Source organism: Clostridium sp. CM042, from assembly GCF_055080995.1.
Genome location: NZ_CM143646.1, coordinates 919,655 through 936,026 on the forward strand (window position 1 = coordinate 919,655; position 16,372 = coordinate 936,026).

Sequence of the window (16,372 nt, forward strand, 5' to 3'; positions counted from 1 at the left end):
AACCTTACCTCACTACCTTTCTATCTCAAAACACACATCTGAGCATTTAACAGTTTTAACTATACCTTTATCACTTGGAAGTCCATAAAATTTAATTTTTTCTTTACTATTAATTATTTTGGAAATATAAATATTTTTAATATCTCTAAGCTCAATATTCTCGTACATTAAGTCTAAAATAGTTTCATTTAACTCAAATTCGAACTTTTCTTTTTCTGATATTGTTTCTTCTTTTTCTTGTTTTAGCTCTGCTATATCAATATGCTTATATTTTAAAAGTTCAATTATTATTTCCCTAAATATCTCAACGGTTGGTATTAAAACTTCTTTACTGCTAGGATCCTTTTTAATCTTTTCTGATATTTCTTTAAGGGATACTTCACCTTTTTCAGATGTAAATTCTAAAATAACTTTTAAGGAGCTTTTGTATTTCGCAAGTTTTAGTCTTGCTTTTTCTCTTTTTTCCTTAAGCCAATGACCTTCCTCAAAAGATAGCACTTCATCTTCTTCAATTTCTTTTACCTTTATAGTTTTCTGGTACTGTAAACACTTGTTAATGTTATAAAATTTATTAATCGGTGCTCTATATAGTGGTCTTAAAATAGAATCAATAGCCTCTAGCTTTGAACTGTCGCAAATAATCTTGTCATATATATCCGTTTCTATATTAAATCTCTTTATAAGTGACATAGAGGCCATTTCCTCTAGTTCTTTTGAGTAAACACTTTTAAAATCAAAATGAGTGTTTAATATCTTTTGCTGCTCCTCAATTGCGCGACCAAGATACTGCTCAATTATTCCTAAGAATTTTAGATTTTCAAGTTCCTTAACACTAAGCTTTTTAACGTTTATATCCCATTCTCTAATCTCTTGTATTTTAAGGTTAACCATATTTCTATATTCATTAAATTTCTTTCTTGTTGCATTTAAGGAATCCATATTACCTTCTAATAATTGTCTATATTCTTCCACAGAATAGTTAAGAGCATTTTGTCTAATTCTCCGCGTCGCATCATACATCTTCTGAAGCTGTATTCTAAGAAGATTAAATATATTTTTAATATCATCTACAGCCTTATCATAACTAGCTTTTTCAAGATGAATCTTAAATATCATTTCATGTATGGTGAGCTTCATATAGCTTTCAATTTCTAAAGTAGATAAAAGAAGTGAATACCCATCATCCGTTAAATAATATGAAGTTCTTTTTACTACATCATCAACATAAACTATCTTATTCCCAACAAAACTTATGTATATATCCGTATATTCCCCTTTTTCAAAGTCAAAACCTTTAAAATACATTGCCTTTCCTTCATCACACAACACTATGTTTACTATGAATTCGCCCAAGCCCTTACATTCTTCATAGCTTAGAGCTTTTTTAAAGCACTGCATATTGACATCATCAATAAAACTGCCTATACTATCCATAGTACAGTATTCATCCTTTAAGGACTCCTCCATTATATAAAGCATAACTGCAAAAATTAAATTTATGTACTCATGAGTTTCCTCAAACCCATAATTCTTCCATGCATTTTTAAACATACTGTTTTTACAAATAAGAGCATAAGCTCCAACTTTCTTCATTCTTATATCAAAATCTTTAAGAAAATCTACCCGCATTTTTAAAATTCCTCCTATTCACACTTCTAAAAATCCCCAATATTCAATATTTCCTGAGGAATATATTTATTTGAGCTAAGTATATTCATTATAACATCTCTATACTGCTGCGTAAATTCACTTAAAAATACTTCTCCTATATTTCTATTTTGACCTTCTTTTGTATTTGGTAAATTTATATTTTCTTTAATAAATTTATCTAGTATAAATTCATATCCTTTAACAAAAGGTTTTATATTAAAATCGTCTTTGAAAATTTCATATAATCCCTCATAGATTATTATTCCCTCATAATCCAAATCTCCAAGATATAAAATTTTATTATCCTTATGCAAAAGATAGGGCTCTACACATAATTCAAAGTCTTTAAATGTTTTATATATATTTTTTCCTCCACCATATATTAATGTAAAGATTTCCTCACTAAATATTGTGTTATTCCCTTTTATAAGGTGTTTTCTCATGCTATAAAATGTATCTTTGTTTTCAATTATTAAAATCTTTTGTGGTGAATTTTTGCTATAAGAATAATAGGGAAGAGGCTGCGTAGTGTCGTAAATGTTTAAAAACTCCTCCGCTAAGTTAAGATTTCTGAGTATCCTTTTTCCACCTTCTCTATTAAGGAATTTTTCTCTTCCCCAAATTTGAAAGCTTCTTTCATTAGCTGCTACTTCTGTACTTAATAAATATATTCGCTCATCAAGAAATCTACTCAAAGAAAGAATGAAGTTCCTATCTTCTTTATATTTATCAATGTTTTTCATATAATAAGTTTTATCGAGCTTAATATTAATGCCATATGATAATTCCTGTGTATACCTCGAATTATCTTGTTTCTCTTCTATAATGGTATATCTATTATATAGAGCTGGTTTCTTACCATTTAGTTTACTGCTTTTTATAGGTAGTATTACTGCTTCATTAATTAAGTTTGTTACTACATTTACTAGTTTTATATAATCTTCTATATTAAGATATTGTTGCAACTCATCAATACCTATTCTTTTTTTGTTAATCTCCCTTAAATTCTTCATTGTTTTCTCCCTACCTCATCGCAAATTTGGTTGCATCCACCAAATTCACAATATTTGCACTGCGTGCTATATAGTTCACTATTAAAATCCGAATTAAAATTATAATTATCCAATAAACGTGCTAGCTTCATAATTTTTTCTTCGTGAATTCTATGATTACTCTCTGAATAATTAATAGTAATGATATCATCTTTAAACTGAGGTTGCCAAAAATTCATACTTATATTTTCTAGGGGTATATCTTTATCAAATATTTTCAAAGAACTCTCACCTAATATATACATATAAACAATAGTTTGCATTCTTTTACATACTTCTTTATAGTCAAGTTTTCTATTTTCGGTCTTCCAGTCCCATATTTCTATTTTGTTATTCGGTTTAATAATTATCAAATCATACTTTGCCTGAATCTTTATGTTTTCTTTTCTCATTTTTATTTCATATTCAGTAAAATATGTATTTTCATCTAAAACAGCAAATTTTTCTTTTAAGGAATTGAACCAATTCATTAAATCCGTATTACTATTATCTATACCAACAGGGATATTTGAAAAATATCTTTCACAGATAAGATGAAAATCGAGTCCCATGTTCATATTTTCATAATAATCCTCATTATCTATTGAATCCTTTTTCCACCTAACATTATCTAAATACTTGATTTTGAATTTTAAAGGGCATTTATCAAAAGTGTTTAATAAATTTTGACTATAGTAAACGTGATTTAATTTTCTAATATCTAACATTTACCATCACCCCTTTGGCTGTTTATGTAGTTTTGAAGCACATAAAAGTACTCTGAAGGTTTACTTTCATTCCATTTACCTTCATTACACTTAGCTGCCATTAAAATCAAATATTCTTTAGCTCTTGTTATTCCTACGTATAAGAGCCTTATTTTTTCATTTATTATCTGTATTTTGGCTTCCCCAATTGGATCTTCGCAAATATTATTACCAAGAATTTTTGCAATTTCAGCTTTACAAAGAACTGTGGGATTTTTAAATTGTTGTTTTAAGTAATAGTACTCCCTAAATTTATCTGTTGTCATATATGGGTATTGGTAAGATGTGATGCTTAATATAAATACACAATCCCATTCCAGTCCTTTAGCCTTATGACAAGTAGAAACTGTTATTCTATCTGAGGAAGGTTCATATCCTTCTAGGTCATAAATAATGCCTGAAATATGATTTAATATACCGTTTTTTTCATCTAGCAACTGATCCACTATATACTTTAAGCAAAATTCACTATCATCTTTTGATAGAAGTCTAATATACGCTGCAACTGCATCTGCCATCGCTCTATCCTCAAGACTAAAATTTAAAACATCGCTAATATGCAAAATCAGTCTATCTAAATGTGTTTGTGGATATTGAAATATTATTTTAATCTGCTGCATGCACTTTATAAATTCTTGATACACCTTTGAATCTAATATTTCGCGAGGAATATCTTTCTGATCTATGACTCCACCACCTGGGTACATTAGCTTTTCTACTTTATAATCTTGTATGAAATCAAACAACCTTTCACTTTCTTCGTTGTTATCTTCTATAAAGACATTCTTCACTAAATCTTTGAATTTAAAACTATCATGTGGCTCTGAAATAAACTGCAATATATAACCTAATGTAAATGCAGCCTTACATCTTTTATCTGATTTATTTGACAATTCATCACACTCTATATTTATCTCTCTGAGTTTATCCGCTATTTCTTTAACTTGATTATTATACGGAACTAATATTGCACAGGTTTTATTAGGATATTTTTCTTTGAATTTCATTGTTAGCATAGTAGCTTTATTAATTTCATCCTGATTTGAACTACAAATTATAGTGCTTATTCCGTAATTGTCAACATCATGCTTTTTTATTTTAAAAAACTCTGGTACAGCTTTAATTTCTTGCTTTACTAATGCACACCTACATTTTTCTTCTCCATGATGATTATTGGTATGCTGAACTAATTCGTTTGCTAAATCAATAATATGTTTTGTACTACGGCCCGCCATATACATGTCAAACTTTTTATTTGCATTATCACAAAATTCTCTGAAAAATTTTGGATCCGAAGATGTAAATGTGCCTGTTATACTTTGATTAACATCCCCTACCCTAACTAAGTTTCCGTTTTTTTCAGAAATCAAACCCAATATTTTTCCCTGAATTAAATTAGAGTCTTGGCACTCATCTTCAAATACAAAGGTATATTTCACATTTAATTTTTCACGAAGCACATTATCAGTTTTTAAAAGCTTATATGCAAGAATTAACAAATCGTTATAATCTATATATCCCTCTTTTTTTAGAGTTTTAGTGTATGAATCATAAATTTCAGCTATATGCTTTAAAATACTGTCTTGGTTTAAATTTTTTACTTCATCTTTTAACTTTTCTGGAGAAATATCATTTATCTTTAACTCCCCAATAATTGTATCCACCGTCATGAAAAAATCATTCCACCAATCATTTTGCTTTCCTGCGTATTTATTTAGGGATTTATCTAATATCATAGCCTTAAATATATTTTCTCCACCGTTTCTTCTCCAATGCATAATGCACTTATTTAAATATAAGCTTTTATTTACATCATCTAATATTTTAAATTCTTCATTAACTCCCACTACATCTGGTCTATCTTTTAAAATCTTTAGCGCTAAACTATGAATAGTCATAACTTCATAATCATTACTTGCTGTTATCCCCTTATTTTGTAAAACCATTGAAATTCTATGTTTAAAGTTATTCACTGCACTATTCATAAAAGTAACTATAAGTATTTTCCCAGGTTTATGAATTTTATCTTTTATAAGTTCACATACTAGATTACATATTATGAAAGTTTTCCCTGCTCCTGGAACCGCTGGAACTGCCATGGTTCCTCCTCTATATTCCATTATAGGCAATTGATCATCCCTATAACTTATTTTTACCTCTTCATTACTCATATCCCCTATCATAATTTTCACCTCTTCCGCTTAAGATTTCTACAAGGATATCCGCAAATATACTTTGTTGTTCATATCCATTTAGAGAATACTCACTGCCATATATGTATAATTCACCCCTACATTTTCTTAAAAGGCCATCAACAACGGACATTAAAATTCTATATATATTATTGTTTTCTGTTTCCTGCGTATAGATATCATTAATATCCCAATTACTTCTTAACACATAATAATTTGATAATCCCTTTACATTTCTTGAGCACCACATATTACTGTTAATATCTGCCCATATCTGAACAACGCTACTTAAATTTGAAGTTAAATATGTATATGGTGATGTGAAAACTATACTATTCTCTTGTAATAGCATTTCTTGAATATCATTCAACGAATAAAAATCTTTTCCATCACGCCTTATAAATTCTATAAATCTCTCTTCGGATGACTTCCCTTTAAATTGTAATTTATCTAAAGTATTTACGAAGCTTTCGCAGTTTTCATATATACTTATATAGTCCCCTACATGTTGTTTAACTTTTGGTATAATTATAAACACTTCTAAGAATGCTTTTCTAAAAAATTCTCCTAGTGGTATATTGCGTTCCAACTTACTTTCTTTATAATCACCTATCCATTTTTTTAATTCATTATAATTACTTGCGACCTCACTGCCTACTCTATCTTGGACCGCTTTATTAATATCTTGCATCTCTCCACTCGCATTTACTAAATCAGAAAATAGCGAGCTCCTAATTATATCTAGCTGTAACATAAAAGAAAAAAAGTTTTTATAATCTTCACTTGTTAATCTTATGCTTGTATAAGAATTGCATAATACTGCTAATATAATTAATGGATGTAAATATTCATTGTCAATAAATCTATATTTTTTAGAAGTTTCCATGACTGATATACCTAATTCTTTTGTTTTTTTCTGTAGTTCATGAGAAATAACAAAATCATTAAATGGACATATTACAGCTATATCCTTAGGTTTAACTCCCTGATTTACTAGTTCTTCAATTTTAAATGATATTTTTTCAACCATTTCGCATCGAAGCTGTGAAGTCAAATCTATATAAACTGGTAGGTTGTCACTTATTTTCTCCTCTTCGTAATTATTATGTGCCCTGTTTTTTATTGCCCTCGAAAAATCAATAAATTCATCATTACAGCAAAAATGCTCATCTAAAGTAACTTCATCATATTCAATATTTAATTTTTCCTTTAGATAATCGTAATTAGCCCCATAATAACTACAAAATCCACCATTTGGGTTGTAAAACAAGTATGCCTTGTCTACGTTATTAATAAGCTTAAATATCAGCTGCATCTCTGCTGGTGAAGCCTGATCTATATCGTCTACTATAAGATATTTTATATTATTCATATTAAAGTATCTTGCATCTTTAAGTAAATACTTATTATACAGATAAAAACACAATCCATAATCTACAACACCACTTACCAATAATTTTGAGATATAATATTGAATTACTTCATCCAATTGATTATATGTTTCTTTTGCACAAAAGTCCTTTACCTCTAGTGAATTATATAGCCTAGTTCCTATTTCATTAAAAGGCACTAATGATAGTGCAGCATTATTTATGTTAGAAATCAGATCTGAGGCTATTTTAGAAGAAGTTGATGTAATATCTATAAAGTACCCTTTAGATGTTCTAAAATGCTCCACTAGTGCTTTCATAGCATAATTTGTAGCATCAAAAGATGCGAATTCAGGTTTCAACAAACTAATTTTTAATTCCTTGCAATTTTCTACTACATATGGCCAATAAAGTGATAGCTCTTTTCTAATAAATCCATAATAAGAGTTTTTTCGAGTCTCACTGGTCATATTAAAATCCATCTCTCTTGTCCATGTTATATTTTGATATTTATTCATAAATAAGCATAATATATTTGAACTTTTTATATTTTCATTTTCTATCATATTCTTATATTTAGAAACTGCCATAGTTGTTTTACCACTAGCAGATTTCCCTTTAACTAGGATGCATCGGTGGATAAAATTATTTTCATTTATTTTGTCGTAGGCTTCTGCATATTTCATAGTATCACCTCCATATAATCCATATTTTATATTTTACCATATTTATTATGAATTAAACAAAAGCAAAAATAAAAGAGAACATTTCTGTTCTCAATGTTTAATCTTTTTAATTTTTTGTAATAATAGACCAATCTCCATTATTGTCTTTTGAAATATTTATATTTACTATGTCATCTTTATTAAAATTAGACGTAAATTCTTTGCTACAAGTACTCTTGTTGTTTTTATCTTCAAATTCCACTTTATAAGTACAATTTTCTTGTACACCCATATCGAAATAACAATGCTGGTTAGTCTTAAGATGACTACCTATTATATTAGTTTTATCAACTCTATGAATTACTATATCACTAATAATTTCTGAACTTTTATTTCCTATAATTAGATTGTTTTTTGTGTCTTTTTCACCGCAAGCAGATATTGAGATTGTGATAATTATGCAACCCAGTAAGATTAAATGTGGTATTTTTTTCAATTTAAAACACTCCTTAAATTAAAATTAGAAACATCTCCACCATCTATTAATATATTTTTTCTGACATGTCGTTAAATCATCTCCTGCGGAGCTGCTCATCTTCGAAGAAGATAAATTAACGACTTCAGAAGGAGATTTATCTTCTTCGAAGTTTTCTCTTTGTTATATTATGTAACTTCCACCTATAGAAGTGGGAGACTTTCCTTCTGAAATGTGTTAAAACTGGCTATAAATTTCATTTAGTATATCTATTAACGTATCCTTATCAACACCTATATAATGTGCTTCTATAATTATTTTCTTCATATTTTCTTTTATTTCTCTCATCTTTTCTTCACTCATGATGGGTTTAAAATTTTCTACTACAAAGGTTCCCTTTCCTCTTAAAACTTCAATTGCCTTCATTCTTTCCAGCTCATTATACGCTTTGCTTATAGTATTAGGGTTAATTGTTATAAGCGATGCAAGTTCGCGTACAGAAGGTAGCTTATCTCCTGGTTTTAATATTCCTTTTATTATATTTTCCTTTATTCTCTCAATAATCTGTTCATAAATAGGTTTACCACTTCTGCTATCGATATTTATCAAGGTTTCACCTTCTCTCGGATAATTAACTCTTCACTGTGCGTACTTCGTGTACTATTTATTATAGTGTACTATTTGTTGTAGTGCAATATAAATATAATACTATATACTTATATTGTCAAGTACGAATAAAACTAAAGTAAAAAACAGTAAATAAAAATTTCAATACATATTGACATTTTGTAAATTAATGTTATTATTATACCTAGAGTAACTATGTATAGATTTGCTAGGTATAAATTATGCCATTAGCTCGATATAAAGGAGGCAGAAAAATGTCAATAAACAAGGAACTTTTAAAAGGAAGTACGGTAATTCTTATTCTAAAATTAATTAATAAAAAACCAATGTATGGCTATGAGATGATAAAAGAAATGGAAGAAAAATCAAAGGGTGTATTTACATTAAAGGAGGGGACACTTTATCCAATTCTTCATACCTTAGAGACAAAAGGATTGGTAGAATCATATTGGAGTGAGGGTTCTGGAAACCGCCCTAGAAAATACTACAGGATAATGGATGAAGGTAGATTATCTTTAAAGGAAAAAGAAGAGGAATGGGCAACTTTCCGTTCTACAGTTGATAAAATATTACAGGGGGCTATCTTATGGGCGTAGGAGATAATTCTAAAATTAGCGAATATATAGATTATGTATGTTCTTTTGTAAAATATAAAGAAGCTCATAAAGAAATACAAGAGGAGTTATCATCACACATTGAGGATATCGTAGATGAATATTCTGAAAAGGGAATATCACAAGAAGAATCAGTAAATAAAGCTGTTAATCGAATGGGGGATGGCATAACCGTAGGTAAACAGCTAAATATAGCACATAAGGGAACGCCAGATTGGATTACATTAATTTTAACTATATTACTCGTAAATACAGGCGTTGCATTGATGTATCTTATGCAATATAAAAGTTCATACAGAAGTAGTGATTATCTATTTAATCACAGCTTATTATATGCTGCTATTGGTACCATATGTATAGTAGTATTATATTTCTTTGACTATAGAAAACTTCAAAAGTATTCGAAACATATCTTTGTAGGCATGTGCTTATTATTTATCTTATCATTTTTTATAAGCAACCCTATAAATGGAAGTCTTTTTATTAGTGTAGGAAGATTCACATTTGATATTAAAGCAATTAGTTTATATGTATTTATAATTGCACTAGCAGGTATATTCAATAACTATGACTGGAATAAAAAAATGAATTTAATTAAAGCTGTAGGGTATTTAATTATTCCAATGCTTTTAATGCTGGCTGCTCTAGGATTAGGTTACTGTGGAATTTATTTTATTGCATTTATAGCTTTAGCACTTAAATCTAATATGAAAAAAAGATATGCAATTTACATTTTTGCATTTAATACTATTTGTTTACTATTTTTTTTTGTATCAGAACCATACAGAATAGCTAGATTTATGTGCTTTTTAAAACCCTTCTCTGACCCAGAAGGAGCTGGATACTTAGGTGTACAAATGTATAAGATAACACATACGTCTGGAATTTTTGGGCATGGATTTTCTGCAAATAAAGCACTATTACAACTACCTGTTATGGAATCAGATTTGGTGTTTAGTTATATAGTACACACCTTTGGTTGGCTAGGAGCTGCGGTTATTATTTCTATTATTGTTTCCTTCATATGTAGAATTCTACATATTTCAAAATATGTAAGAGATAATTATGGCAGATTACTTATTAGCGGACTAATTAGTATATTTATAGTTCAATTTGCAGCAAATATATTAATGAATGTAAATTTATTTCCTGTTATAGGAATTGCACTTCCTTTTATAAGCTATGGAGGTTCTTTATGCCTTGTTAATATGATGTCTATAGGTATCATTATGAGTGTGTATAGAAGGAGAAGTTTATCTAATTTATAAGTTCCCATTTTATAAATAGGATAAAAACTAATGAATGTAATTCAACTACTGTAAACTGCTCCCTGTCAAGTAGGCAGGGAGCAGTTCACTATTTGTATTACATTCATTAATTGTTATAACAAACATAATACATTGTTTATATCCATAGTTTTATTGACCCGAAGCATTAATAGTAGCATTACTTGAAGTTGTATTTATTTTTATTGTTTTATTTCCATTACCTATAGTACCTTTTATTTCATGTTTGTCAGCTTCTCCTGTTACCGTTATAGGAAAATCATTTTTAAGATTACCTGATGTACTGTCAAAATCTAATTTAAATTCCGACTTTTTAGGAAGTTTTAATTCTACATCTCCTGAAATAGTATCTATATTAATACCATTATCAAAGTTTTTATAATCAAGCTTGAAACAACCTGAAACTGATTTACCTAATATATCGCCTGTAATATTTTCTATTTTTGTATCCCCTGAAGTTGTCTTAAATTCATTCTTCTTACTTAATAAAGATTTTACATATACTTTACCAGAAGTACCTTGGAAATTTGTTTCATTAGCTGTTAATAAGTTTATCTTAGCATCTCCTGATACTGTATCAAATTTAAATTTATCCAACTGTATATTTCCTATAATAGCATTTCCTGATGTTGTATTTATTTTCAAATCCTTTTTATAGTTTTCTGGAACATATATATCCAAATATGTTTTTGTGTTTATATTTATAGACAAAATATTAACTGGATATTTAATTGAAACATCTAGATCATCCCCATTTAAATTTGCCTCTAAATATAGTGCTGATTTCTTTGAATTTGAATTACCATAAAAATGAACTTTTATTTTATCTTCTTTGGTAGTGATAATGTTAACGTCTGTGCTTACTGTTCCTACATTTATGGTTTTAATATTTCCTTTACTAAATTCCTTTGTAGCATCTATATTAAACTTATCATTAGATTTACTGTTCCCTTGTGTTATATCATTGTTAGATTTTATAACACCTACTTTATACTCAAGTACGTACCCTACTCCTCCTAGTATTATTGAACACATAACTACAATTATCAACCATTTTATAACCTTTTTTTCATTAAACTTTCTCATAGTCTTGCTCCTTTTTACCATTAATTAATTTAATATTTGTTTTCAAATATTTAATAGTCACTTTATATAGCCATTTGGTTAGATGTTTACAGCCTATAAACATTAAAGATCCTAAAGCACTAAGGCCTATACCAATTGCAATACTTATTATCCAATTTACATCCATGGATATATACTGTGGAAATATTGGTTTAAGAAATGTCCCTAAAACTACCCCCATTCCACTCATTGCGAACCCAAAAGCTGTTGCATACAATCCTATGAGCACTCCAACAATACCTATAAATGGCCCTAACAATATTATATTAAAAAAGCCTAATCCAACTGCTGCAATTACAGCTCTGCCAATGTCCCCTGAAGATTTTGTATTTTGCGCTTTCTCAATCATATAGTTTGCTCTTAACTGTTTTGCAATAGTTCTAATCTCTCCAAGAGATAGGGCTATGTCTTCTTCACTTCTTCCTTGTTCTGTGCCTATAGTAAAATATTCATCATAATCAGTTAAAATATCTTGTTTTTCTTCTTCAGGAACTTTAGGTAAATTTCTTGAAAGTTCTTTCATAAATTGATTTTTATTCATATACTCATCTCCTATTTCTGTTCTATTTTTAAAACTTTGCTCACTGTGATTACAAAATCTAACCACTCATCTTTTAGCTCTTCTTTTGTATTCTTACCAAGTGTTGTAATGCTATAATACTTCCTTGGTGGGCCTTCTTGTGATTCCTGAAGATAAGTAGTTACAAATCCATCACTTTTTAATCTCCTAAGCAAAGGATATATGGTTCCTTCAGATATATCTATATCTTGTGAAATTTCATTTACAAGCTCATATCCGTAGCAATCTCTACCATCAAGTACAGATAACACACATAATTCAAGAACGCCTTTTTTAAATTGTACATTCATTAATTCACCTTCTCTTAGATTATTTTCCTTTATTATATACTAGCACACACTATTATACATTGCAAGATACCGATTAAAGTTTGTTACCGTTTTATACTTAGTACATATTAAATTGTCTCATGCCTATATCACTTACCCATAAGTTCCATATACTATAATTAGTATATATAGTTTTTAAGGGGGTTATTATTATATTTAAAACAATAAATTTATGTCACCCCAGAAAAGCCTTAGTAGATAGAATTAATAATGCTATCTTCAAAGCAAAACTAAAAGATATTAAATTTAACACATATCCAGCCATAATAGGTTGTATAGTAGGATGTATATTGCTAAAACCAGATTACGTATATGCTAAAGACACTGTACAGGAAAGTACAGAAGTCATTAATTTTTTATCTAAACTAGGACCACCGACATTATTTACAGCAGTAGAAATTTATAAGGTAAGATCTTACATTAAAAATTTAAAATCACACTTACATGAACCGTCCACATCACCATAATTATTTAAAACAAAAGAACATTCCATAATTAGTCCAACTAATTATGGAATGTTCTCTTTACTCTATTTCAACCAAACTTTATTTATATTTTTGGTTTATGTAATGATTGATACTAAAGTGATAGGAGATTCCTTTACTTTTTATAGAATTTCTTAATAGTTTCACAAACAAATTCTACTTCTTCCTCAGTTATCTCTGGGTATATAGGAAGTGCAATGATATCATTTGCTATTCTTTCAGATACTGGGAAATCACCTTTTTTATATCCTAAGTATTCAAAACATTTTTGAAGATGAAGTGGTATTGGATAATAAATACTATTTCCTATTTCATTAACTTTTAGATATTCGCAAAGTTCATCTCTTCTTTCGGCTAATATGTTAAATACATAATACACCGGCTTTTGATTTCCTTTAATTTTAGGTATTTTAATAAACTCACAATCTTGTAATCTATCTATATATAATTTTGCAATATGATTTCTCTTCTGAATTGCTTCATTTATGTATTTCATTTTCACTTGTAATATAGCTGCTTGAATTGAATCTAGTCTTGAATTATATCCAATGTAATCATAATGATACTTCTTAGAAGCTCCATGAACCCTGTACATTTTAGTAATACGTGCTAAGTTTTCATCATTAGTTACTATCATACCAGCGTCGCCATAAGCTCCTAAAGTTTTGGTAGGAAAGAATGAGAAAACGCCAAAGTCTCCTATTGTACCTGCATGTCTAAATTCTGATCCATTCCCTTTCCATCTCATACCAAAAGATTCCGCGGAGTCTTCTAAAACCTTCAAATTATTTCTACTGGCTATATCCATAATTTTATCCATATTACTCATTTGTGAAAATAAATGAATTGGGATAATTCCTACAGTATCTTTCGTTATTTTTTCTTCTATTTTGCAATCATCTATACTAAAAGTTTCTTCATCAATATCTACAAATACCGGCTTTGCTTTATGCTTTGCAATGCAAGATGCAGAAGCTAAGAAAGTAAAAGGTGATGTTATTACTTCTTTTCCATCTTTAAGACCTAGTATGTCAGCAGCCATTACTAATGCATCTGTACCTGATGCAACACCAATTGCATATTTAGCTCCAGTAAATTCTTGAACTGCTTTCTCAAAGTCAGTTACCTCTGTTCCCAGCATTGATATTCCTCTTTCCATAACTCCTAGAACCGCATTGTCAAATTCCGACTTTTTATTAGTATATTCTCTTGTAGATGTATAAAATTTAACCTTCATAATAGGACCTCCTTTTATATAGTTGGCAATGTCAGTTAAATTTGAGCTTTATCCCATTATCTCTTCTACGCATCTTATTACTTTTTGCACCACATACTCTGCATCTTCTAACTTAAGTGTTGAGTATACTGGAAGTGTTATTTCATTTGCATATTGATTATATGCATTTGGATAATCCTTTATAGAATACCCAAGATTTTTATAAAGTGTAAACATTGGCAAAGGCGTAAAGTGAACATTTGTAGCTATGCTTATATCTGCAAGTTTTTGGATTACCTCATCTCTTTGCATCTCATTAATTCCTTTTACTCTTAAAGGATATAGATGATATGATGTCTCTCTATTTTCATCCTTTATAAAAGGAATAATCGCCCACTGTTTAGTTTCAAGAGCTTTGGTATACACATTAAAAATATCTCTTCTTTGCGCAAGCATTCCTTCATATCTTTGAAGTTGTGAAATCCCTATAGCTGCACTAATATCTGTCATATTACATTTCATCCCATCTGTTATGATATCATATTTCCAAGCTCCTGCTTTCATCTTAGCCAATGCATCCTTTGACTGACCTTGAAAAGACGTTATTTTAAACTCTCGCAATAAATCTTCCTTCCCTTTAAAATTATTATCATTGAAAACAATTGCTCCCCCTTCTGATGTTGTTAAATTCTTCACTGCATGGAACGAAAAAACATTAAAATCAGCTTGTGTGCCAACTTTGTTTCCTTTGTATATCGCTCCAAATGAGTGAGCTGAATCTGATATAAATATAATATCTTCTCTGTTTTTTCCCTTAAGCACTTCTTTTATAGCATCATAATCTACAGGAACCCCTGCAAAATCAACAGTGATTATAGCTTTCGTTTTAGGTGTAATTGTCATACCTAATTTTTGCTCATCTATTAAAAAGCTGCCTTCTTTAACATCTACAAAAGTTGGCTTAATTCCCCTATGGATTATTACACTAGCTGTAGCTGTATATGTATAAGGCGTTGTAATAACTTCGTCACCTTCGCAAATGTTATAAACCTTTAATATAAGTTCTAAGCCTGCACTTGCACTTGAAATTGCTACTGCATTATTAGAACCGCAATACTTAGCAACTTTATCTTCAAATTCCATAGCCTTAGTCCCACTTGTAATCCACCCTGAATCTAGAACCTCCATTACAAGCTTTTTTTCTGTATCAGTTATGTCTGGCGGTGAAAAAGGAATTTTCCTCATTTTCATGCATATCCTACCTTTCAAAATAAATTTTATTTTACTGTGATCACTTCTATATACCGAACTCATATGGTAAAAATTTACTAATTAATCTTTCTATAATTATACTATCATTACGTTACGTTATACACTAATTTTTTAAATATTATAACGACCTTTTAAAAATTATTATACATTACTACCAACAAAAAAACTAAGTGATTATGAATTTATCTTCCATAATCACTTAGTTTTCATTAAATCATCACTTTCGCAGCTACAATATTCAATCAATTCTTTCCTGTCAACATTAGAATTATATATTAATCCTAATAGAATTAATAACCCACCAATAATTTTCCCTTTTGAAATAAAACCCATTCTGAAATAATCAATAAGTATACCTGTAAAAAGCTGACCCACAAATATCAGCAGAGTAGTGTAAATAGTAGGAATTTTAGGAATTACAATGTTAGAACTTGCAACAACTATTACTCCTAGTAACCCACCTAAATAAGCCCATACTGGTATTTTAGTGTAATTACTAAATGATGTATTTACAGAGGTTTTCACTATAACTATAAGTAATATGGTACTTAATAAGCCTACAATATAGTTTATAAGAGTTCCTTGAAAAACCCCTATTTCTTTAGCTAGATGTGAATTTACAATCATGGATATTATAGTAATACAACCACATAAAATTGCTAAAATTATATATAACATATTTACCATC

The 16,372-nt window shown here is 29.1% G+C and carries 15 protein-coding genes; 2 read left to right on the forward strand and 13 right to left on the reverse strand.

Annotated elements, in window-relative coordinates:
- Nucleotides 1-12: 12 nt before the first annotated feature.
- From ACWJJ7_RS04355 to ACWJJ7_RS04385, 7 genes are all read right to left on the reverse strand, one after another.
- Complete coding sequence (locus ACWJJ7_RS04355; protein ID WP_462964102.1) at nucleotides 13-1,629, reverse strand: hypothetical protein; 1,617 nt, start codon at nucleotides 1,627-1,629, stop codon at nucleotides 13-15.
- Between the two features lie 26 nt (nucleotides 1,630-1,655).
- Nucleotides 1,656-2,663, reverse strand: a complete 1,008-nt coding sequence (locus ACWJJ7_RS04360; protein WP_462964103.1) for a Wadjet anti-phage system protein JetD domain-containing protein — start codon at nucleotides 2,661-2,663, stop codon at nucleotides 1,656-1,658.
- Complete coding sequence (locus tag ACWJJ7_RS04365) at nucleotides 2,660-3,409, reverse strand: PD-(D/E)XK nuclease family protein (protein WP_462964104.1); 750 nt, start codon at nucleotides 3,407-3,409, stop codon at nucleotides 2,660-2,662. Before ACWJJ7_RS04365 ends, ACWJJ7_RS04360 begins: the two co-directional genes overlap by 4 nt.
- The gene (locus ACWJJ7_RS04370) at nucleotides 3,403-5,631 is read right to left on the reverse strand and encodes an ATP-dependent helicase (protein ID WP_462964105.1); all 2,229 of its coding nucleotides are present in this window, start codon (nucleotides 5,629-5,631) and stop codon (nucleotides 3,403-3,405) included. Before ACWJJ7_RS04370 ends, ACWJJ7_RS04365 begins: the two co-directional genes overlap by 7 nt.
- On the reverse strand, nucleotides 5,612-7,696 hold the full coding sequence (locus ACWJJ7_RS04375; protein ID WP_462964106.1) for a UvrD-helicase domain-containing protein: 2,085 nt from the start codon (nucleotides 7,694-7,696) through the stop codon (nucleotides 5,612-5,614). Before ACWJJ7_RS04375 ends, ACWJJ7_RS04370 begins: the two co-directional genes overlap by 20 nt.
- Before the next feature lie 106 nt (nucleotides 7,697-7,802).
- A complete protein-coding gene (locus ACWJJ7_RS04380; RefSeq protein ID WP_462964107.1) occupies nucleotides 7,803-8,171 on the reverse strand; it encodes a hypothetical protein in 369 nt (122 codons plus the stop codon).
- Nucleotides 8,172-8,387: 216 nt separating this feature from the next.
- Nucleotides 8,388-8,759 carry a GntR family transcriptional regulator gene (locus ACWJJ7_RS04385; RefSeq protein WP_165413506.1) on the reverse strand — a complete coding sequence of 124 codons (372 nt, stop codon included), beginning with the start codon at nucleotides 8,757-8,759 and terminating at the stop codon, nucleotides 8,388-8,390.
- Between the two features lie 272 nt (nucleotides 8,760-9,031).
- On the opposite strand from ACWJJ7_RS04385, the gene ACWJJ7_RS04390 reads away from it, so the two are divergent.
- Nucleotides 9,032-9,373, forward strand: coding sequence for a PadR family transcriptional regulator (locus ACWJJ7_RS04390; protein ID WP_165413505.1), 342 nt, complete (start codon nucleotides 9,032-9,034; stop codon nucleotides 9,371-9,373).
- The gene (locus tag ACWJJ7_RS04395; RefSeq protein WP_462964108.1) at nucleotides 9,364-10,659 is read left to right on the forward strand and encodes an FtsW/RodA/SpoVE family cell cycle protein; all 1,296 of its coding nucleotides are present in this window, start codon (nucleotides 9,364-9,366) and stop codon (nucleotides 10,657-10,659) included. The genes ACWJJ7_RS04390 and ACWJJ7_RS04395 overlap by 10 nt, the downstream gene beginning before the upstream one ends.
- A 150-nt stretch (nucleotides 10,660-10,809) precedes the next feature.
- Here the strand turns inward: ACWJJ7_RS04395 and ACWJJ7_RS04400 are convergent, their stop codons facing one another.
- The 6 genes from ACWJJ7_RS04400 to ACWJJ7_RS04425 all read right to left on the reverse strand — a co-directional run bounded on the left by ACWJJ7_RS04400 (nucleotide 10,810) and on the right by ACWJJ7_RS04425 (nucleotide 16,362).
- Nucleotides 10,810-11,763 (reverse strand): DUF4097 family beta strand repeat-containing protein, encoded by a 954-nt coding sequence (locus ACWJJ7_RS04400; RefSeq protein ID WP_462964109.1) that lies wholly within the window; start codon nucleotides 11,761-11,763, stop codon nucleotides 10,810-10,812.
- Nucleotides 11,750-12,343 (reverse strand): HAAS signaling domain-containing protein, encoded by a 594-nt coding sequence (locus ACWJJ7_RS04405; protein WP_462964110.1) that lies wholly within the window; start codon nucleotides 12,341-12,343, stop codon nucleotides 11,750-11,752. The genes ACWJJ7_RS04400 and ACWJJ7_RS04405 overlap by 14 nt, the downstream gene beginning before the upstream one ends.
- 11 nt (nucleotides 12,344-12,354) lie before the next feature.
- Nucleotides 12,355-12,672: a PadR family transcriptional regulator gene (locus ACWJJ7_RS04410; RefSeq protein WP_165413501.1), complete on the reverse strand. Its 318-nt coding sequence runs from the start codon at nucleotides 12,670-12,672 to the stop codon at nucleotides 12,355-12,357.
- A gap of 639 nt (nucleotides 12,673-13,311) precedes the next feature.
- Nucleotides 13,312-14,433: a DegT/DnrJ/EryC1/StrS family aminotransferase gene (locus ACWJJ7_RS04415; RefSeq protein WP_462964111.1), complete on the reverse strand. Its 1,122-nt coding sequence runs from the start codon at nucleotides 14,431-14,433 to the stop codon at nucleotides 13,312-13,314.
- Between the two features lie 48 nt (nucleotides 14,434-14,481).
- On the reverse strand, nucleotides 14,482-15,657 hold the full coding sequence (locus ACWJJ7_RS04420; protein WP_462964940.1) for a DegT/DnrJ/EryC1/StrS family aminotransferase: 1,176 nt from the start codon (nucleotides 15,655-15,657) through the stop codon (nucleotides 14,482-14,484).
- A gap of 222 nt (nucleotides 15,658-15,879) precedes the next feature.
- Nucleotides 15,880-16,362 (reverse strand): DMT family transporter, encoded by a 483-nt coding sequence (locus ACWJJ7_RS04425; RefSeq protein ID WP_462964112.1) that lies wholly within the window; start codon nucleotides 16,360-16,362, stop codon nucleotides 15,880-15,882.
- Nucleotides 16,363-16,372 lie beyond the last annotated feature (10 nt).

What these genes read in the sequence shown, in the direction of transcription:
- ACWJJ7_RS04410 (WP_165413501.1), bottom strand. Translation starts at nt 12,672, where the DNA reads ATGAATGTACAATTTAAAAAAGGCGTTCTTGAATTATGTGTGTTATCT.
- ACWJJ7_RS04425 (WP_462964112.1), bottom strand. Translation starts at nt 16,362, where the DNA reads ATGTTATATATAATTTTAGCAATTTTATGTGGTTGTATTACTATAATA.
- ACWJJ7_RS04375 (WP_462964106.1), bottom strand. Translation starts at nt 7,696, where the DNA reads ATGAAATATGCAGAAGCCTACGACAAAATAAATGAAAATAATTTTATC.
- ACWJJ7_RS04360 (WP_462964103.1), bottom strand. Translation starts at nt 2,663, where the DNA reads ATGAAGAATTTAAGGGAGATTAACAAAAAAAGAATAGGTATTGATGAG.
- ACWJJ7_RS04395 (WP_462964108.1), top strand. Translation starts at nt 9,364, where the DNA reads ATGGGCGTAGGAGATAATTCTAAAATTAGCGAATATATAGATTATGTA.
- ACWJJ7_RS04355 (WP_462964102.1), bottom strand. Translation starts at nt 1,629, where the DNA reads ATGCGGGTAGATTTTCTTAAAGATTTTGATATAAGAATGAAGAAAGTT.
- ACWJJ7_RS04400 (WP_462964109.1), bottom strand. Translation starts at nt 11,763, where the DNA reads ATGAGAAAGTTTAATGAAAAAAAGGTTATAAAATGGTTGATAATTGTA.
- ACWJJ7_RS04420 (WP_462964940.1), bottom strand. Translation starts at nt 15,657, where the DNA reads ATGAGGAAAATTCCTTTTTCACCGCCAGACATAACTGATACAGAAAAA.
- ACWJJ7_RS04405 (WP_462964110.1), bottom strand. Translation starts at nt 12,343, where the DNA reads ATGAATAAAAATCAATTTATGAAAGAACTTTCAAGAAATTTACCTAAA.
- ACWJJ7_RS04370 (WP_462964105.1), bottom strand. Translation starts at nt 5,631, where the DNA reads ATGATAGGGGATATGAGTAATGAAGAGGTAAAAATAAGTTATAGGGAT.
- ACWJJ7_RS04390 (WP_165413505.1), top strand. Translation starts at nt 9,032, where the DNA reads ATGTCAATAAACAAGGAACTTTTAAAAGGAAGTACGGTAATTCTTATT.
- ACWJJ7_RS04365 (WP_462964104.1), bottom strand. Translation starts at nt 3,409, where the DNA reads ATGTTAGATATTAGAAAATTAAATCACGTTTACTATAGTCAAAATTTA.
- ACWJJ7_RS04415 (WP_462964111.1), bottom strand. Translation starts at nt 14,433, where the DNA reads ATGAAGGTTAAATTTTATACATCTACAAGAGAATATACTAATAAAAAG.